The sequence below is a fragment of the Streptomyces sp. CB01881 genome (assembly GCF_002953255.1).
Classification (GTDB): domain Bacteria; phylum Actinomycetota; class Actinomycetes; order Streptomycetales; family Streptomycetaceae; genus Kitasatospora.
In genome coordinates this window covers 8,480,904-8,499,670 of record NZ_CP026498.1, presented here as the reverse complement: position 1 = coordinate 8,499,670, position 18,767 = coordinate 8,480,904, and the positions used below count along the sequence as shown (strand labels likewise).

The following is an 18,767-nucleotide window of genomic DNA, read 5'->3' as shown; positions in this document are numbered from 1 at the left end:
TTCCCCCTTCTTCCTCCACCCGCCCCGACGGGAGTCCGCCCATGCCCCGCCGCCCCACCGGCTGGACCCTCGCGCTGGCCGTCGCCCTGCCCGCCGAGGCCGCCACCACGCTCGCCCTGCCCCCGGCCCTCGCCGGGGCCGTCGACGCCGCGCTCGACCGGGACGCCGGGCACTGCGCGTCCGCCCTGCTCGCCCTCGTCGTCGGCACGGCCGCCGCCGCCAACGCGCTCGCCGCCGCGGCCGGCCCCGCCTGCGCGGCCGAGGCCACCGCCGGCCTGCGCGGGCGGCTGGTCCGCCACCTGCTCGCCCTCGGCCCCGGCGGCCGCCTGTGGCGCGACGGCCCGCCGCCCGGCGACCTGGCCGCCCGGCTGGTCGGCTCCGCGGCCGACGCCGGCGGCCGGCTGCCCGCCGTGCTCGGCGCCGCCACCGCACTGCTCACCTCGGCCGGCGCGATCGTCGGGCTCGGGGTGCTCTCGCCGTGGCTGGCGCTCGCCTTCTTCGGCGGCGTGGTGCCCGGGGTGGTGCTGATCCGGCTCTTCCTGCGGGAGGCCGGGCAGGTCTTCGTCCGCTACCAGGAGGTGCAGGCCGACCTCGCCGCCCGGCTGACCGGAGCGCTCACGGGGCTGCGCAGCATCCACGCGGCCGGGGCCCAGCGGAGCGAGGAGGCGCGCGTGCTGGAGCCGCTGCCCGCGCTCTCGGCGGCCGGGCACGCGCTCTGGGCGGCGCAGCGGCGGACGGCGTGGCAGGCGACGCTGCTGATCGCCGTGGTCGAGGTGGCGGTGCTTGCCACGGCCGGCGCCCTGGTGGCGGCGGGCACGCTGGCGCCCGGCGCCCTCGCGGCGGCGGCCGGCTGGGCGGCGCTCGGGGCCGGACTGTTCGAGCAGGTCGAGGCGTTGGTCGGGGTGGCGCACGCACGGGCCGGGCAGGTCCGGGTGGACGAACTGCTGGCGCTCGCACCGGCCACCGGCGGCGCGGCCGTCCTGCCGGAGGGCGGCGCGGGCGAACTCGCCTTCCGGGGCGTGGTGGTGCGCGACGGCGACCGGGTGCTGCTCGGGCCGCTCGACCTGACCGTCCCGGGCGGGTGCACCGTCGCCCTGGTCGGCCGTTCCGGCTGCGGCAAGTCCCTGCTGGCCGCCCTGCCCGGCCGGCTGCGCGACCCCGACGAGGGGCGGGTTCTCGTCGACGGCGTCCCCGTCGGGGAGTTGGCCGCCCCCGAACTGCGGCGTGCCGTCGGCTACGCCTTCGAACGCCCTGCGCTGACCGGCCGGACGGTCCGCGACGCGCTGGACGGCGCCGGCCCCGCGGCTGTGGCCGCGGCCCGGGCGGACGGCTTCCTGCGGCGGCTGCCCGCCGGCTGGGACACCCCGCTGGACGAGCTCCGGCTCTCCGGCGGCGAGTTGCAACGCCTCGGACTGGCAAGGCTGCTGGCCCGGCCGGCCCGGGTTCTGGTGCTGGACGACGCCACCTCGGGGCTCGACCTCGCCACCGAGTACCAGATCACCGAGGCCCTGGACCGGGCCACCCACGGGAGCACCCGGCTGGTGGTCGCACACCGCGAGTCGGCCGCCGCCCGCGCGGACCTGGTCGCCTGGCTCGACGTCGGCCGGCTCCGCGCCCTCGCCCCGCACGCCGAGCTCCTCGCCGACCCCGACTACCGGGCCACCCTCTCCGGCACCGCCCTCGAAGCGGCCACCGCCTGATGGGCCGTCACAGTGCCGGCCACGGCGCGTCCCAGGGCACCGGCCGCCGCGACGGCCATCGCGACGGCCACGGCCACGGCCACAGCGCCGTCCTGGGCACCGGCCACCACACCGGCGGCGGCTACGGCCACGGCGTACCGGACGCGGGAGATCCGGGGCGGCGACGCCCACCCGGCTGGGCGCTGCTCGGCCGGCAGCTCGCGACCACCCGCGGGGCGCTGTGGCGGCTGCTCGGGTGGTCCGGGGTGGAGGCACTGCCCGCGCTGACCTCGGGGCTGATGGTGTCGGCCGCCGTGGACCGGGGGTTCCTGGCCGGGCGGCCGGGGGTCGGGGTGGCCTGGCTGGCCGGCTTCGGGGTGGTGACCGCCGCCCGTGCGTACGCGGCACGGGCCGGGTTCCCGTACCTCGCGGCCGTGGTCGAGCCGTTGCGCGACGCCCTGGTGGAGCGGGTCGTCCGGGGTGCGCTCGCCCGGCCGCACGCCGATCCGGCCGAGGTCGCCCGGCTGACCGAACAGGTGGAGTCCGCGCGGCAGTTGACCGCCACCCTGCTCCGCACGCTGCGTGGGGTCGGGGTGACCCTGGCCGCCGCCCTGGCGGGCCTCGCCCTGCTCGCGCCGGCCGTTCTGCCGCTGGTGCTCGTCCCGCTGCTCGCCGCCGGCCTGCTGTTCGCCCGGCTGCTCCGTCCGCTGGTGGAGCGCCGACGCGCCGTGGTGCTCGCCGAGGAGCGCCTGGCCGCCGAGGCCGGACGCGCCCTCCACGGCCTGCGCGACATCCAGGCCACCGGCTCCCGCGACAGGACGGCCGAGGCCCTCGCCGCCACCGCCGGGAACAGCGCCGCAGCGTCCCGCGCGCTCGGCCGGGCCGCGGCGCTCCGTTCGCTGGTGGTCGCGCTCGGCGGCCGCCTGCCGGTGCTGGCGGTGGTCGCGGCATCGCCCTGGCTGCTCGGCGACGGCGGCCTCACGCCCGGCGAACTGCTCGGCGTGGCCACCTATCTGCTCCAGCAACTCGACCCCGCGGTGAGGACCCTGGCCGGAACGGTCGGCGGGTGGCTGCTGAGCCTGGCCGTCGTCCTCGACCGGCTCGCCACCACGTCCGGCGAGCCGGAACCCCGCCCCGCACCCGCTGACCCCTCCTCCCCGGCGCCCCCGGTACCCCCGGCACCCCCGCCCCCGCCCCCGCCCACGGCCGTCGGCCTCCGTCTCACCGCCCTCCGCTACGCCCACGGCCCGGCCGCCGAACCGGTCTTCTCCGGCCTCGACGTGGCGTTGGCCCCGGGCGAGCACCTGGCCGTGGTCGGCCCGAGCGGAACGGGGAAGTCCACCCTCGCCGCGCTGCTCGCCGGCCTGCTCGCCCCGCTCGACGGCGAGGTCGGCGTGGGCGGCGTCCGCCCGCACCTCCTCCCCGGCCCCGAACGGTCCCGCCTGGTGGCGCTGCTCCCGCAGGAGGCGTACGTGTTCCCGGGTACGGTGCGCGCCAACCTCTGCTGGCCCGCCCCACCCGCCGGAGCCCGACCCTCCGATGCCCAACTCGCCCACGCCACAGCCCTCCTGGGTGCGGACGGTCTGGTCGCCCGGCTCGGCGGCCCCGATGCCGAGCTCGCCGACCCGGGCGCGCTCTCGGCCGGTGAGCGCCAACTCCTGGCACTGGTGAGGACCTACCTCTCCCCCGCGCCCGTCGTGGTGCTGGACGAGGCGACCTGCCACCTGGACGCCACCGCCGAGGACCGGGTCGAGCGCGCCTTCGCCGCCCGCCCCGGGATCCTGGTCGTGGTGGCGCACCGGATCAGTTCGGCGCTCCGGGCCGACCGCGTCCTGCTGCTGGACGGCGGCCGCGGCGTGCTCGCACGGCACGGCGATCTCCAGGTGCTGTCGCCGCTCTACCGCGAACTGGTGGGCCACTGGTTGGGATCGGCCGGGCAGCGCGGCGCCGCGTCGTTCGTGGGCCGCCCGACGTGATCTCGATAGGATCTCGCCCGTTCCGGCCGTTATGGTGGCCGGGGCGCGGGCCGTGATCACCGGCTCCGGCGCTGTTCGCGCGCCCGGTCATGCCGGCCACACGTCCGCCCGCCGCCCGCGGCGCCCGACGGGCGCCGACACACCTGCACCCTCGCACGGAAGACGATTCTGATGTCCGACACCCTCACCGACACCACCGGACCCGCGGTCAACGGGACCGACGCCGACGAGACCACGGCCGAGGACACCGCGTCGCACGGCCGCCACCGCGGCCGCACCGCCGCCGACGACAGCCCCGAGGCCGACCCGCACGGCCGGCACCGGCTCGGTGCCGGGGCCGACCAGGGCTGAGCCCGCTCCCGCAGTGCGCGGCAGGGCCCGCCGGTCGAGACACATCGTGCGACCGGCGGGCCCTGCCGCGTTCCGGCGGCCGGAGCTCAGTCCAGCGTCACGACCGTCCGCAGCGCCTCGCCGCCCCGCATCTGCGCGACGGCCTCGTTGACGTCCGCCAGCCCGACCCGGTGCGTGATCATCCCCGCGAGGTCGATCCGCCCGGCCCGCCAGAGGTCCACCACCAGCGCGATGGTGCGGGGCACCGACGTCCCGCCGTACAGCGAGGGCAGCAGGCGCTTCTCGTTGAAGAACAGCTCGCCCATGGTGAACTGCGCGAGGTCGTCCTGCGCCCCGGCGCCGATCACCACCACCGCGCCCCCGCGCCTCGCCGCGTCGTACCCGGCCCGGACGGTGGCCGCGCGGCCGACCGCCTCGAAGACGTAGTCGAAGCCGCCGCCCGGCAGGCCCTTCGCGACGGCCTTCAGCTCCTCCGGGGCGAGCGCGTCGGTGGCCCCGAAGGCCAGCGCCCGCTCCCGCCTCGACACGACCGGGTCGACCACGGCGATCCGGCCCGCGCCACAGACCCGGGCCCCCTGCACGGTCGCGACGCCCACCCCGCCCGCGCCGATGACCGCGACGGAGGAGCCCGGCTCGACCTGCGCGGTGTGGACGGCGGCACCGATGCCGGTGGTCACCCCGCAGCCGATCAGGGCGGCCAGCTCGTACGGCAGGTCGGCCGGGACCTTGATCACGGCGTCGCGCTCGACCACCACCTCCTCGGCGAACGCACCGGTGCCGTAGAAGCCGGAGGCGTCGACCGGGGCACCGCCGCCGTCGAACCGGAAGCCCGGGGCGCCGAGCCGGCGCAGGCTGGAGACGCAGAGGTGCCCGCGGCCCCGCTCGCAGTGGGCGCAGCGACCGCAGGGCGCCATCCAGCAGAGCACCACCCGGTCGCCCGCCGCGACGCCGGTCACGCCCTCGCCGACCTCCACCACGTCACCGGCTCCCTCGTGGCCGGGGACGAACGGCGCGGGCTGCGGCAGGACGCCGCTCATCGCCGAGAGGTCGGAGTGACAGAGGCTGGCCGCCCGCAGGCGGACTCTCACCTTGCCGGGGCCGAAGCCGACCGCCACCACGTCGTCGCGGACGTCGAGCGTGTCCTGGCCGGTCTTGTGCAGGATGGCTGCGCGCATGGGGCTGCTCCCGGATTCCCCTCGGATCGGTGGTCGGGCCGATTCTGGCACGCCTCGCCCGCCCGGAGTAGAACACGTTTCACCGGTGGGGCCCGGCCCGGACGAGGACGGAACGGGCCCGCCGGGAATCGGGGTACCGGCGAAGGGCCCCCGCTGGCATGATCGTCCGCCGTGCCCACTCCCCCCGTGCCCACTCCTGCCGTGCCCGCCCCCGCCGCGGCCCCTGCCGCGGCCCAGGCCCCGGCCACCGCCCCGCAGACCTGCCCGCGCTGCGCCGCCGCGCTGGACGCCGACCCGCGGTTCACCGCCTGGTGCCCGCACTGCGACTGGAACCTCACCCCGGGACCGGAACGCGCCGCGGCCACCCGGCATGAGGCGGCCGCAGCCGCCCGGACCGACCGGCTCTACGAGGACGTCGCGGCCGGCCGTACGGCCACCGCCGGGCGGCGGGACTGGCTGGCCGCGTCCGCCATCGCCACCGTCGTCCACCTCGCCACCGCCTCCCTGTTCTCCTGGGGTCTCTGGCTGCTCGTCACCGGCAACACCCCGCTGCGCTGCCTCGGCGCGATCGTGCTCGCGGTCGTGGTCCTGCTGCGGCCGCGGCTCGGCCGCGCCCCGCGCGGTGAGGGCGTGCTGGACCGGGCCCAGGCACCCGCCCTGTACGGGCTGGCGGACCGGGTCGCCGCCGAGGTGGGGGCCGGGCCGGTCGGGGTGATCCGGGTCGACGGCGAGTTCAACGCGAGTGTGGGGGCGGTCGGGCTGCGCCGGCGGAGCGTGCTCACCCTCGGCCTGCCGCTCTGGGAGGCGCTCGGCGAGCAGGAGCGGGTGGCCCTGCTCGGCCACGAGTTCGGCCACCGGGTCAACGGCGACCACCGGCGGGGCCTCTGGCTCGGCTCGGCGATCCACGCGATCGCACACTGGCACGAGCTCGCCCGGCCGCGCACCCACGCCGGCGGCGGGGTGGGCCTGATGCACCTGCTGCTCCACTTCACCGACCTCGTCACCAACGCCGTGCTCGGCGTCGTCGCCTGGATGCTGCGGCGGGTGTTCGGGCTGCTCGACCGGCTCACCGTGCGGGCCGGACAGCAGGCCGAGTACCACGCGGACACGCTGGCCACCCGGGTCGCGTCCACCGGGGCGACCCGCCGCATGCTGCGGACGCTGCTGCTCGACGGGACCGTCGACACCGTGGTGACCCGCGTGCGCGCGGAGCTGCAGGGCCGCCCCCGTGCGCCCCGCCGCGGCGCGGACCCCGCGGCGACAGGGCCTGCCCCCCGGGCCGCGGCCACCGAGGAGCTCTGGGAGAAGCTGCGCGACCACCTCGCCGCCGTCCCGCCGCTGGAGCACGAACGCCTGCTGCGCCGCTCCGCCCTGGACCGGGGTGCCGTGGACTCCACCCACCCGCCGACCCACCTGCGGCTGGCCCTCCTCGACCGGAGGCCGGACCTCCCGGCCGCCGTCACCACGACTCCCGCCGAGGCCGCCGCCATCAGCGCCGAGCTGGCTCCCCACCGCACCCGCATCGCCCGTACGCTCCTCGCCGGCTGACGGGACCGGCCGGCGGAGCCCGCTGAGGGAGCGGCCGGCGGCCCCCGCTGCCGACACCCGGCGCGGGAGGCCGACGGCGCCGGGCCCGCCGCTCCGCGCCGCTCCCCGCCGGTCGGGGCGGGCGGGACGACGGGGCGTACCGTCGAGTAGGGTCCGACGGCGAGCACGGAGTACCGACCACCCCCACCCCCCGGCAAGGAGCTGCAGCATGTCCGACCTCCTGGAGAACACGCGACCCGGGGCCGAGGTGCTGGCGGCGTTCGAGGCCGCGACCGGGTTCATGCCGGTGGACGAGGGGCTGGCGCTGTACGCGGCGGCGGTGACCGCCGCCCGGCGGACGGGGCTTCCGGTGCTGGAGATCGGCACCTACTGCGGGCGCTCGGCGATCCTGCTGGCGGCGGCGGCCCGGGAGGCCGGGACGGTGGCTCTCACCGTCGACCACCACCGCGGGTCGGAGGAGCAGCAGCCCGGCTGGGAGTACCACGACCCGACGCTGGTGGACCCGGAGGTCGGCCGGATGGACACGCTCCCGCGCTTCCGCCGCACGCTGCACGCGGCCGGGCTGGAGGAGCACGTGGTGGCGCTGGTCGGCCGTTCGCCGCAGATCGCCGCACTCTGGGGCGGCCGCCTCGGCCTGGTCTTCATCGACGGCGGCCACACCGACGAGCACGCCACCGGTGACTACGAGGGCTGGGCGCCGCACCTGGCGCCCGAGGGCCTGCTGGTGGTGCACGACGTCTTCCCCGACCCGGCGGACGGCGGGCAGGCTCCCTACCGGGTGTACCTGCGCGCGCTCGCCGAGGGGTTCGAGGAGGTCTCGGTGACCGGTTCGCTGCGGGTGCTGCGCCGTACCGCCGCCTGATCCGGCCGAAGCGAGATCCGCGGACCCACCCCACGGGCGATCACGGATGCTCTAACGTCGTGCCGGGGCCGTCGGGCGGGGGTTCGAACGGTACGGTGTCCGCGCGGCGCCGACGGGTGCCGCACGCGACGGAACGGCGACCGGGCGGCAACCGGGCGACACGGCGGTACCGGGGCACAGCGGTACCCGGGCACGGCACCAGGCAGAGCATCCGGGCAGACGGTGGGGGCTAGAGCGCAATGACCGACCAGCAGAACACCGCTCCGGCGGTCTGGGACCCCACCGCGCGCGGCGGCGCCGGCGGCTGGGTCCGCGGGCCGCAGCAGCAGCCTGCCCCGGGCGGCGCGCAGAACCCCGCCGCACCCCCGCCCGCCACGCCCGCGGCCGCGCCACCCGCCGGGGCACCCCAGCCGCCCGCGTTCCAGCCGCCGACGCCGCAACCGCCGGGACAGCCGGCGCCGGCACACCGGCCGCCGATGCAGCAGCCGCCCGCGCCGGGCGCCGTCGGCGACCAGGGCCCGCCGCTGGGGGCGCGCCCGTACCTGTCCGGCGCCCCCGGCTACGACGCCCCGACCGCGCCCGCCTTCCCGGCGACCGCCCCGCAGCCGGTCACCCCGCCCCCGGCCGCCCCGCCCTCCGGCGGCTTCCCGGGCCACGCCACCCCGCAGAACCCGGGCCCGGGCGCGCACCAGGGCCCGCCCGGCGGCTACGGCCCCCCGGCCGCCCCGCCGCAGCCCCCGTACCCCCAGCAGCCGTACGGGCAGCAGCCCTACCCCCAGCAGCCGTACGGGCAGCCGCCGTACGGACAGCCGGACTACGCCACCGGCTACGAGGACCCCGACGACGAGGACCGCCCCGGCAGCAAGCGCGCGCCGATGCTGATCGGCTTCGCCCTGCTCTTCGTGCTGGCACTCGGCGGTGGCATCCTCTGGGCGGTGAAGGGCGACGGCGACCCGGCCGAGAAGGCCGCCCCCGGTCCGTCCGCCACGGCCGCGACCACCGACGCGCCGGCCTCCGGCAACCCGCAGCCCGCCCCGGCACCCACCGGTTCGACCGGTGCGCCGACCCCGGCCGCCACCGACACCGCCTCCGCCTCCGCCTCCGCCTCCGCGAGCCCGACCGCCGGCGCGGCCGGTCCCAACGCGCCGACCCAGGCCAAGGCGCTGGACGACCTGCTGACCCAGGGCGAGAGCGCGAAGGCGCCGATCGGCAGTGCGGTCGCCAAGGTGAGCAGCTGCCCGTCCAAGGCGGACATCGACAGCGCGGCCCAGGTCTTCGACTCCGGCGCCAAGCAGCGCGACCAGCTGCTCACCAAGCTCGCCACCCTGGCCGTCACGGACCTGCCCGGCGGCGCGGACGCGGTGGCGTCGCTGAAGTCGGCCTGGCAGCTGTCCGCCGACATCGACCGCGCGTACGCGAGCTGGGCCCGTGCGGTGTCCGCGCAGGGCTGCTCCGGTTCCGCGCCGAACACCACGGACAAGAAGCACGCGGACGAGCTCAACCCGCAGGCCACCCAGGCGAAGAAGGACTTCGTGACGAAGTGGAAGGCCATCGCCGACACGTACGGCCTGACCGCGCGCACCCAGGACAGGATCTGAACCACCCGTGACCCGCACCACCCCCGGCAACCCGCACGACGAACCACCGCGCCGTTCCCGCCTGTTGCTCACCACCACGGTGGCCGGCGCGCTGGTGCCGCTCGGCCTGGCCGGCTGGCTGCTCTGGCAGGCCGTCGGCGACCACGGCACGGCGGACGACGCGGCGCCGTCGGTCCACGCGGCGGAGGCGGCCGCCCCGCCCGCGCCCTCGGCCACGACGACCGCCGGGACGGCCCCGGCCCCCCCGGCCTCCCCGGACGCCACCGCCACCGCCACCCCGGCCAGACCGGAGCCGACGAGTGCCGCGCCGGCCACCCCCGAGGCCGGCGCCACCGCTCCCGCCTCCGGCCCGTCCACCGCTCCCGGTGCCTCCGCCCCCGCGTCCACCGGCCTCGCCGGCCGGACGGTGCTGCTCGACCCCGGCCACAACCCCGGCAACTTCGACCACGCCACCGAGATCAACCGCCAGGTCGACATCGGCAACGCCCGCAAGGAGTGCGACACCACCGGCACCTCCACCAACGCCGGCTACACCGAGGCCGAGTTCTCCCTGGACGTCTCCCGCCGGGCCCGCGCGATCCTCACCGCCCGCGGCGCCACGGTGGTGCTGGTCCAGGACGGTGACCGGCCCTGGGGACCGTGCATCGACGAGCGCGCCCGGGCGGGCGCGGAGGCGCACGCCGACGTGGCGGTCTCGGTGCACGGGGACGGCGGCCCGGCGGGCGGCAGCGGGTTCCACGTGATCACGCCCGCCGAGGTGGTCGCGGGAAAGGCGGACAACTCGGCGATCGTCGCCCCCTCGCACCGGCTCGGCCTGCTCCTGCGCGACGGCTTCCGCGCGGCCACCGGCGAGCAGTACGCCGACTACACGGCGAGTCAGGGGCTGGACACCCGCTCCGACCTCGGCGGGTTGAACCTCTCGACCGTGCCCAAGGTCTTCATCGAGTGCGGTAACATGCGCAACTCGGTCGACGCCAGGCGGATGACGGACCCTCAGTGGCGCCAGCAGGCGGCCCAGGGGATCGCCGACGCGCTGACGACGTTTCTGACCACGCGGTAGGCGCCTGCGGCCGAGGGGCCCGCCCGACCATCAGGTGGACGGCAGGAGTCGGACCCGCGCAGTTTGCAACGACTTCGCCCCATTCCCGAGCCCGCTGTGCACCCGCGAGGCGGTTGGCCCTAGGCTTCTGGTCCGTTCGGAGTTTTCCGGACCGGTCAAGCCGACCGAGCAAACCGCCGTCCACGACACACCAACGAGGGGAACGTTAGTGAATCTGCGCGCTCTCACCAGGGGAGACGCCGCCGTCGCAGGTGCGGCCGTCCTGCTCTTCATCGCCTCCTTCCTGCCCTACTGGACCACGGACTGCGGCCGGTACTGCGGCGACTTCCCGTCGAACGCCTGGGACAGCATCCTCTTCCCCATCCTGCCTTCGGTCTTCCTCCTCGGCATCCTCGCCGCGGTGCTGATCCTGGTGCAGCGCTTCCAGGGTGAGGCCGCAGCCAACCGCCAGGTGCTCGGCCTGCGGCTCGACCAGTGGGGCATCGCCTTCGCCGTCGCCGCGCTCTGGTCCTCGATCTGGGGCCTGGGCGGCGGCCCGAAGGGCATCGGCCACGGTTTCGGCGCCTGGCTCGCCGTCATCTCGCTGATCGTGCTGGCCGGTGCCGCCGCGGCGAGCCCGCTGATCCCCGCGCTCAAGGCGCCCCTGGTCACCGACAAGCCGGCCGTCCCGCAGGGCTACCCGGGCGGCTACCCGGCGCCGCAGGCCGGCCAGCCCGGCCAGCCCGGCCAGCCGGGCCAGTACGGTTACCCGGCCCCCGGCCAGGACCCGCTCCAGGCGCAGCCGCCGGCGTTCGGCGGCCAGCCCGGCGGTTACGGCTACCCGGCCCCGCAGGGCGGTCAGCCCCAGGCCGGCCAGCCGCAGGACGCCGCGGGCCAGCACGCCGCCCAGCAGCCTCCGGCCGCCCAGGCCCAGCCCGCCCCGGCGGCTCCGGCGGCCGACTTCGCGCCGTTCTGGTTCGCCGTCCCGGCGCCGCGTCAGCTGGCCCCGAAGGACAACCCGGCCGGGGCCCCGGTCGGCGAGCTGGTCCCGGGTACCTGGTACCTGGCGGTCGAGCAGCGCGGCGCCGCGCTGGTCGCCCAGCTCCAGGACGGCTCGCAGGGCCTGCTGGCCGACACCACGGGCATCCAGCGCGGCTGACCCGTCGGCACGCACCACCGCACCGCAGTCACACGCAACGCCGAAGGGCGGGACCGGATCGCTCCGGTCCCGCCCTTCGGCGTTCGTTCCCCGCGGCGGCCGGCGAGGCCGTCGGCTCCCCCGCGTCGGCCGCCGACGCCTGCCTCAGCGGCGGCGTGCGTGGCCGGGCGCGCGCCTCAGCAGCAGTCCTGCACCACCAGCCCGGCGGGCAGCTGCTCACCGCCGAAGACCGCGACCGTGGCCGGGTCGCCGCCGAGCGCGGCGACGGCCAGCAGCAGCGCGCCCGCCGTCCAGGTGGTGCGCTCCTCGGGCCAGATGGCGTCGTCCTCGAACACGTACCCGGTCCAGTACGAGCCGTCGGTGTGCCGCAGGTGCTTCTGGATCCAGCGCAGGATGTCCACCGCGCGGTCGGACTCGCCGACCGCCCAGAGCGCGAGGGCCAGTTCGGCGCTCTCCCCGCCGGTCACCCAGGGCCGGTCGCTGACGCAGCGCACGCCGAGGCCGGGGACGACGAAGCGGTCCCAGTCCCGTTCGATCCGCTCCAGAGCGGCCGTTCCGCGCAGCGCGGTGCCGAGCACCGGGTAGTACCAGTCCATCGAGAAGCGGTCCTTGTCGAGGAACCGCTCGGGGTGGTGGGCGATGGCGTGCCGCAGCCGGCCGGCCGCCAGCTCCCAGTCGGGCTGCGGCTCCTCCAGGTAGTCGGCGATGGCCAGGCCGCAGCGGAGCGCGTGCAGGATCGAGGACGAACCGGTGAGCAGCGCCTCGTCGGGCGCCTCGCCGTTCTCGTCGATCCGCCAGGAGATCGGCCCGCCGGGCAGCCGCAGGCCGACGATGAAGTCCAGGGCGCGCCTGACGACGGGCCAGATCCAGTCCAGGAAGGCGTCGTCGCCGGTGCTGAGGTGGTGGTGCCAGACCCCGACCGCGATGTAGGCGCAGAAGTTGGTCTCCTTGGCCGGGTTGGAGACCTCGCCGTCGGTGCCGCCCTGCCCGTAGGCGTAGGCCGCGTACCAGGAGCCGTCGGGGTTCTGGCGGGCCGCCAGCCAGCGGTAGGCGGCCTCGGCGGCGGCGTGCTCGCCCGCGGTGTCCAGGGCCATCGCGGCCTCGGTGTGGTCCCACGGGTCGAGGTGGTGGCCGGTGAACCAGGGTATGGCGCCGTCGCCCTGCTGCTCGGCGAGGATGCTGCCGACGGTGCGGGCGGCCTGCTCGGCGTCGAGCACCCCGTCCAGCAGCAGCACCTCGGGAACGGCGGCGGTCACTCGCCGGCCCGCCCGGTCTCGGCGCGGTCCGCCTTGGCACCGGTCGGATCGGTACCGGCCGGCTCGGTACCGGCCGACTCGGCGCGGTTGGGCTCGGCGCGGTTGGGCTCGGCGCGGTTGGGCTTGGAGGCGTAGGCGACGAAGCTCTTGCCGATGACCGGGTTGAGCGCCTTCTCGGCGGCCTTGGTGAGGGTGCTGATCACCGGGGTGCCGACGATGTCCCAGACCAGCAGTTGGTGGTAGGCCTTGACCGGCAGCGCCTTGTCGTTGTCCACACCGACCGCGCACTTGATCCACCAGTACGGCGCGTGCAGCGCGTGCGCGTGGTGGGTGCCGTACGGCTCCAGGCCGGCGTCCTTGAGCTTGCCGAGCAGTTCGTCACCGCGGTAGATGCGGATGTGGCCGCCCTCGACCTCGTGGTACTCGTCGGAGAGCGCCCAGCAGATCTTCTCCGGCAGCCAGCGCGGCACGGTGACGGCGAGCAGGCCGCCGGGCTTGAGGACGCGGAACATCTCGTTGAGCACGCCCTTGTCGTCCGGGATGTGCTCCATCACCTCGGAGATGATGATCTTGTCGAAGTACTCGTCCTCGAACGGCAGGGCCAGCGCGTTGCCCTCCATGGCGACCGCCGACGCGCCCTCGGGGGCCTCGCCCGCCTGCTCCATGGCCGCGAACCACTTCCTGACCTCGGCGATCTCCTCGGTGTTCTGGTCGAGGGCAATCACGTTGGCCCCGCGCCGGTAGCACTCGAACGCGTGCCGCCCCCCGCCGCAGCCCAGGTCGAGCACCCGGTCGCCGGGGGCGAGCGGGAAGCGCGAGAAATCAACGGTCAGCACTGCGGGGCTCCCATTCCTTTGGTACCAAGCGTTTCTGACGTCACGTCAGAACTGTGGGGGACAGCGTGAGAACAGGGTGACTTGCCGGACGGCCGGCGGGCGACGTACCGGGTACCGTCCCGGCCGGGCGGCCGAGCCGGGCCGGCCCGGCGGCCCGTCAGGCCACGTAGCGCCAGCCCGGCCCGGAGCGGGCCCGCTGCCCGACGCCGGTGGCGATCGCCGCCCGGTAGCCCTCGACGGTCAGTTCGGCGGCCCGCTGCCAGGTGAACCGTTCGAGCACCCGCTCGCGCCCGGCCTCGCCGAGCGCGACGCGCAGCTCCGGATCGTCCAGCAGCCGGCCGAGTGCCGCCGCCAGCGCGTCCGCGTCGCCCGGCGGGACGGCGAGACAGCTCTCGCCGTCCGGCCCGGCCACCTCCGGGATCGCCCCGCCGGTGGTGGCGACCAGCGGCGTCGCGGTGGCCATCGCCTCGGCGGCGGGCAGCGAGAAGCCCTCGTACAGGGACGGCACGCAGGCCACCTCGGCCGAACGGTAGAGGTCGACCAGCTCCTGGTCGGTCAGGCCGCTGCGGAACTCGATGTGCCCCTCCAGGCCGAACCGGCGCACCGCGTCGGCGACCGGCCCTCGCTCCTTCTGCGGCTTGCCGACCACGACCAGGTGCGCGTCCCGCTCGGTGCGGACCTTGGCCAGCGCCTCCACCAGGTACACCAGACCCTTGAGCGGGACGTCCGCGCTGGAGGTGGTGACGATCCGGCCGGGCACCCGGCGCACCGTCTCCGACGGGGACCAGAGCCGCGTGTCGGCGCCGATCGGCACCACCGAGACCGCGCCGGGCGCGGCGCCCAGGTGCTCGACGATCTCCCGCTTCGAGCTGCCGGAGACGGTGATGATGTGGTCCAGCCGGGCGGCCACCCGGCGCTGCATCCGGGTGAAGGCGTACCAGCGGCGCAGCGACAGCCGCCGCAGCCGGGTGGGGGCCGCGTCCAGCTCCAGCTGCCGGTCCACGGTGATCGGGTGATGGATCGTGGTGACCAGCGGGAAGCCGTGCCTCCCCAGGCCGAGCAGGCCGTAGCCGAGGGTCTGGTTGTCGTGCACCACGTCGTAGCGGCCCTTGTGCAGGGCGAGGTGGCGGCGGGCGCGCAGCGAGAAGGTCAGCGGCTCGGGGAAGCCGCCGGTGCGCATGGTGGCGACCTCCAGCACGTCCACCGGCCCCCGGTACTCGGCGAGGTCCGGGGTGCGGAACGGGTCGTCGGCGCGGTAGAGGTCCAGGCTGGGCAGCTCCACCAGCCGGACCGAGCCGGGGCCCTCGACCTCGTCCAGTACGGGGTAGGGCTGAGCACCGATCACGTCCACGTGGTGGCCGAGCCGGGCCAGTTCACGGGAGAGGTGTCGTACGTAGACGCCCTGGCCGCCGCAGAACGGGTCGCCGCGGTACGACAGCAGGGCAATCCGCAGCGGTTGCGCGGTCATCCTCGGCCCCCATCTCTGCTACTAGGTGTGCTGCCGGTCGCTAAAGTAGATCAGGTTTCAGTGTGGTGTGGAGTTCACCAGTGACCATGTGAACAATGAGAGACCTCGAAGATACCGGCCCGTAGCTTCTCGTCAGGAGCCAGGGCTGGTGATTCACGCCACGCCGGAGCACCCGACCGACCTGCCGGACCCACCTCGCGGGACCGGCCGGCCCGGCATGCTCCGGAGCTGTTCCGGACCTGCTCCGGCACTCCAGGAGCACCCCGCCACTCTCGCGCACCGGGAGCACCCTTGCACTCGCCAGCCGCACCGAACGCCACACCGCCCGCCGACGCGCCATCCGCTCCCCGCACCGCACCGGGCCCCACGGCGAACCCCGTGCCGAACCCCGCGCCACCCGCCGACGCGCACCCGGCACCGGCCCCCGCGGCGCACCCCGCACCGGCCACCGCGCCCGCCGCCGTGCCGCACCCCGACGGCCCGCCGCTGACCGCCCGACAGGCCGAGCGGCGGCACCGGATCCTGCGGTCCGCGACCGTGCTGGCGGCCCGCGGCGGGTACGAGGCGGTGCAGATGCGGGAGGTCGCGGAGGGCGCGCAGGTGGCGCTCGGCACCCTGTACCGCTACTTCCCGTCGAAGGTACATCTGCTGGTCGCGGTGATGCTGGAGCAGTTGCAGGGCCTCCAGGAGCAGGTCCGGCGGCACCCGCCGGCCGAGCGCGAACCGGCGCCGCGGGTCGCCGAGACGCTCACCCGGGCGTTCCATGCGCTCCAGCGCGAACCACTGCTCGCGGAGGCGATGGTCCGGGCGCTCTCCTTCGCCGACCGCTCGGTCAGCACCGAGGTGGACCTCGTGAGCACGGCCACCGGGCAGCTGATCCTGGACGCGATCGGCCAGTGCGGACCACCCACCGAGAGCCAGCGTGCAGCCGTCCGGGTGATAGAGCACACCTGGCACTCGGCGCTGGTGTCCTGGCTCTCCGGCCGGTCCTCGATCGCCGAGGTCCGCGCCGACCTGAACACCGCCGCCCGACTGCTCACGCTGCCCTGACCGCCCGGTCCCGGCGGGTGCCGCTTCGCCGGCGCCCCGCGGCCGCTCCTCCGGTGCCCGGCGGACGCCGTGCCGGTGCCGTGTCAGCACCGCGGCGCCGCTCCCCCGCCGGTGCCCCACCGCCGTGCCGCCGCGCGCCCGTCCAAGTGGAACGTGTTCTCGTCAGGGCGGGTCGGACGGGCGTCGAACGGCGGCTAGAGTCGACCCGCAGGACAACTCCATCCCGCTTCTCCTCCGGGGAAAGCCGGTGCGAATCCGGCACTGACCCGCAACCGTGAGCCCGGCGGACAGCCGGGCGAGTCGGAGTGCCCGGGGAGGGGCGAGCGGCCGGACCGGGCACACCCGTGCCCGGCACCGTCGAGGACTACGGAGGGCCCCCGGGCCACCACCGCTCACCGAAAGGCTCACCTCCACCATGCTCACCGCCGCCCGTCTGGGCGCCGCCGCCCTGTCCGCCGCGCTGCTCACCGGCGCCGCCGCCGCGCCGGCCCTCGCCGACAGCCCCTCGCCCGGTGCCGTCACCGTCCCTGAGGGCCTGTACGGCAAGAGCGACCCGCAGTTCGACGGCGTGTGGCGGCAGTCGCTCGCCCTCACCGCGCTGGTCGGCGCCAAGGTGACGCCCGCCGACTCCGCCGTCTCCTGGCTCACCGGCCAGCAGTGCGCGGACGGCGGCTGGCCCTCGTTCCGCGCGGACACCGCCGCGGCCTGCGACGCCACCACCGAGGACAGCAACGCGACCACCCTCGCCATCCAGGCGCTGGTCGCGCTCGGCGGACACCAGGACGCCGTCGACAAGGGCGTCCAGTGGCTGAAGACCAACCAGAACGCGGACGGCAGCTGGGCCTACAACCCCGGCAGCCCGGGCGACGCCGACTCCACCGGCCTCGCCGTCAGCGCCCTGTTCGCCGCCAAGGTGGACCCGGCCGGCGTCGCCAAGGCCGGCAAGAACGCCTTCGACGGGCTGGCGCTCTTCCAGCTCGGCTGCGCCGCCCCGGCCGACCAGCGCGGAGCCTTCGCCTACCAGCCCAAGCCGGACGGCACGTTCGAACCGAACGCCCTCGCCACCGGCCAGGCCTCGCTGGCCGCGGCCGGCGGGAAGCTGCCGGTCACCAACACCAACCGGACCGACGCCGCGCCCAAGGCGCTCGCCTGTGCGGACGGCTCCACCGGCGCCACGCCGACGGCCGTGCCGCGCGCCGACTCCGGCGAAGCCGCCGGCGCCTACATCACCGCGCAGCTCGCGGCGGGCGGGCAGCACCTCACCCTCACCACCCCCGGCGCCCCTCCCACCCCCGACCACACGGCCACCGCGTGGGCCGCGCTCGGCCTGATCCAGGGCGGCCACCCGCAGCAGGCCGCCGGCGCGGTCGACTGGCTGGCCAAGGAGGGCACCACCTGGACCAAGGGCGGCACCGACGCCGCCGCCACGGCCAGCCTGCTGCTGGTCGCCCAGGCCGCCCACCGCGACCCGGCCTCGTTCGGCGGCGACCTGGTCGCGCAGCTGACCGCCCTCGGCCCGGCGCCGAAGGCGGCCGCCCCGGCGGCCTCGGGTTCTGCGGCCTCCGCGCCGGCGAAGGAGGAGAAGAAGGACGGCGGCATCAGCCAGTGGTGGCTGATCGGCGTCGGCCTCCTCATCGGCATCGGCGGCGGCCTGGTCCTGTCCCTCCAGCGCAAGCGCGGCCCGAAGCTGTGACCAGCCCCGGCGACCCGGCCGGCCCGGACGGGTCGGCCGGCGCAGGCGGGTCGGCCGGCGCAGACGGGTCGGCCGGCGCAGACGGGTGCCCGGGTGACCGGTCGGAGTCGGCCGGCCTGAGCGGGTCGGCCGGGTCGGCTGTCCGCTGTGGCCGGCGGGTGGCGCCCGCGGTCGTCCGGTTCGTCGCCGGGGTGGTGGCCGGGGTGCTGATCCTGCTGGTGCTCGGGGCGGCCCCGGCACAGGCCGCCGGGTACCGGTACTGGTCGTTCTGGAAGTGGTCCGGCGGCGCCTGGGCGTACCAGCAGCAAGGGCCCACGGTGTACGTGCCGCAGGACGGCGGCGTGGACGGGTGGCGCTTCGCCGTCAGTCCGGACGGCGGCCGGGACGCCGCCCGTCCCGGCACCGACGCGGACTTCGCCGCCATCTGCGGAGCCACGTCCGAACAGCAGGGGCGCAAGCGGGTGGCCGTGGTCCTGGACTTCGGCACCGCCGCCGACTCCGCCGGCGAGACCCCGCCCGGACGCCGCGCCGCCTGCGCCGTCGTGCCCGGCAACGCCAGCTCGGCGGAGGTGCTGGCCACCGTCGCCCCGCCGCTGCGGTACGACAGCAACGGGCTGCTGTGCGCCATCGCCGGCTACCCGAAGTCCGGCTGCGCCGACCAGCTCGGCGCAGCCGGGCAGCCCTCGTCCGAGGCCACCCTCGTCGCCGTCCGCGACGATCCCTCGCCCGGTTCCGACGGCCCGGACCTCGGGGTGATCGGCGGCGCCGTCCTCGTCACCGCTCTCGCCGCGGGCGCCGTCTGGCAAGTGCGCCGACGACGGTGAACCGGGGCGAATATGTAGACCGGTCCATAGATGCCGACTCGGCCGACCGGGTTGGCCTGGCCGGCCCGGTCGACCAGGGCGACCCGGGCGGCATGCATCGAATATACCGATCGGTCTACATATATAGACCGGTCTATATATACCGACCGGTCTACAGATAACGGCCCCACCGCGAACGTGCCGGAGTAGGAAGTCAGCCCAGCCGACTTCCTACTCCGGGCCCACCTCACACCAACCCGGCGCGCCCGGCACC

Annotated in this window: 15 protein-coding genes and 1 riboswitch; of the genes, 11 read left to right on the top strand and 4 right to left on the bottom strand. The window is 76.2% G+C overall.

The window, feature by feature from the left end:
* Nucleotides 1–41: 41 nt before the first annotated feature.
* The 3 genes from C2142_RS27155 (at nt 42) to C2142_RS27145 (ending at nt 4,006) form a co-directional block, all read left to right on the top strand.
* Nucleotides 42–1,700, top strand: coding sequence for an ABC transporter ATP-binding protein (locus tag C2142_RS27155; RefSeq protein WP_148645372.1), 1,659 nt, complete (start codon nt 42–44; stop codon nt 1,698–1,700).
* A complete protein-coding gene (locus C2142_RS27150; RefSeq protein ID WP_194235814.1) occupies nt 1,700–3,655 on the top strand; it encodes an ABC transporter ATP-binding protein in 1,956 nt (651 codons plus the stop codon). Before C2142_RS27155 ends, C2142_RS27150 begins: the two co-directional genes overlap by 1 nt.
* 171 nt (nt 3,656–3,826) lie before the next feature.
* Nucleotides 3,827–4,006 (top strand): hypothetical protein, encoded by a 180-nt coding sequence (locus C2142_RS27145; RefSeq protein WP_148645371.1) that lies wholly within the window; start codon nt 3,827–3,829, stop codon nt 4,004–4,006.
* 86 nt (nt 4,007–4,092) lie between these two features.
* On the opposite strand, the gene C2142_RS27140 is transcribed toward C2142_RS27145, so the two are convergent.
* Complete coding sequence (locus C2142_RS27140; RefSeq protein ID WP_148645370.1) at nt 4,093–5,181, bottom strand: alcohol dehydrogenase catalytic domain-containing protein; 1,089 nt, start codon at nt 5,179–5,181, stop codon at nt 4,093–4,095.
* 171 nt (nt 5,182–5,352) lie between these two features.
* Here C2142_RS27140 and C2142_RS27135 point away from each other — a divergent pair, with 171 nt between their 5' ends.
* From C2142_RS27135 to C2142_RS27115, 5 genes are all read left to right on the top strand, one after another.
* On the top strand, nt 5,353–6,729 hold the full coding sequence (locus C2142_RS27135) for a M48 family metallopeptidase (RefSeq protein WP_148645369.1): 1,377 nt from the start codon (nt 5,353–5,355) through the stop codon (nt 6,727–6,729).
* Nucleotides 6,730–6,937: 208 nt separating this feature from the next.
* Entirely contained in the window at nt 6,938–7,591 is a 654-nt protein-coding gene (locus C2142_RS27130; protein WP_148645368.1) for a class I SAM-dependent methyltransferase, read from the top strand.
* Between the two features lie 239 nt (nt 7,592–7,830).
* On the top strand, nt 7,831–9,189 hold the full coding sequence (locus C2142_RS27125; protein WP_148645367.1) for a hypothetical protein: 1,359 nt from the start codon (nt 7,831–7,833) through the stop codon (nt 9,187–9,189).
* 7 nt (nt 9,190–9,196) lie between these two features.
* A complete protein-coding gene (locus C2142_RS27120; protein WP_241002804.1) occupies nt 9,197–10,249 on the top strand; it encodes an N-acetylmuramoyl-L-alanine amidase in 1,053 nt (350 codons plus the stop codon).
* Between the two features lie 208 nt (nt 10,250–10,457).
* The gene (locus C2142_RS27115; RefSeq protein WP_148645366.1) at nt 10,458–11,387 is read left to right on the top strand and encodes a hypothetical protein; all 930 of its coding nucleotides are present in this window, start codon (nt 10,458–10,460) and stop codon (nt 11,385–11,387) included.
* A gap of 176 nt (nt 11,388–11,563) precedes the next feature.
* Here the strand turns inward: C2142_RS27115 and C2142_RS27110 are convergent, their stop codons facing one another.
* The 3 genes from C2142_RS27110 to C2142_RS27100 all read right to left on the bottom strand — a co-directional run bounded on the left by C2142_RS27110 (nt 11,564) and on the right by C2142_RS27100 (nt 14,947).
* The gene (locus tag C2142_RS27110) at nt 11,564–12,643 is read right to left on the bottom strand and encodes a prenyltransferase (RefSeq protein WP_148645365.1); all 1,080 of its coding nucleotides are present in this window, start codon (nt 12,641–12,643) and stop codon (nt 11,564–11,566) included.
* Nucleotides 12,640–13,479: a class I SAM-dependent methyltransferase gene (locus C2142_RS27105; RefSeq protein ID WP_148645364.1), complete on the bottom strand. Its 840-nt coding sequence runs from the start codon at nt 13,477–13,479 to the stop codon at nt 12,640–12,642. Before C2142_RS27105 ends, C2142_RS27110 begins: the two co-directional genes overlap by 4 nt.
* A gap of 157 nt (nt 13,480–13,636) precedes the next feature.
* The gene (locus C2142_RS27100) at nt 13,637–14,947 is read right to left on the bottom strand and encodes a glycosyltransferase family 4 protein (protein ID WP_148645363.1); all 1,311 of its coding nucleotides are present in this window, start codon (nt 14,945–14,947) and stop codon (nt 13,637–13,639) included.
* Nucleotides 14,948–15,409: 462 nt separating this feature from the next.
* On the opposite strand from C2142_RS27100, the gene C2142_RS27095 reads away from it, so the two are divergent.
* The 3 genes from C2142_RS27095 (at nt 15,410) to C2142_RS27085 (ending at nt 18,514) form a co-directional block, all read left to right on the top strand.
* Nucleotides 15,410–15,997 carry a TetR family transcriptional regulator gene (locus tag C2142_RS27095; RefSeq protein ID WP_148645943.1) on the top strand — a complete coding sequence of 196 codons (588 nt, stop codon included), beginning with the start codon at nt 15,410–15,412 and terminating at the stop codon, nt 15,995–15,997.
* Nucleotides 15,998–16,234: 237 nt separating this feature from the next.
* A riboswitch (cobalamin riboswitch) is annotated at nt 16,235–16,308 on the top strand.
* A 104-nt stretch (nt 16,309–16,412) separates the two neighbouring features.
* Nucleotides 16,413–17,690 carry a prenyltransferase/squalene oxidase repeat-containing protein gene (locus C2142_RS27090; protein ID WP_148645362.1) on the top strand — a complete coding sequence of 426 codons (1,278 nt, stop codon included), beginning with the start codon at nt 16,413–16,415 and terminating at the stop codon, nt 17,688–17,690.
* 158 nt (nt 17,691–17,848) lie between these two features.
* Nucleotides 17,849–18,514 (top strand): SCO2322 family protein, encoded by a 666-nt coding sequence (locus tag C2142_RS27085; protein WP_241002803.1) that lies wholly within the window; start codon nt 17,849–17,851, stop codon nt 18,512–18,514.
* The last annotated feature ends 253 nt before the right edge of the window (nt 18,515–18,767 follow it).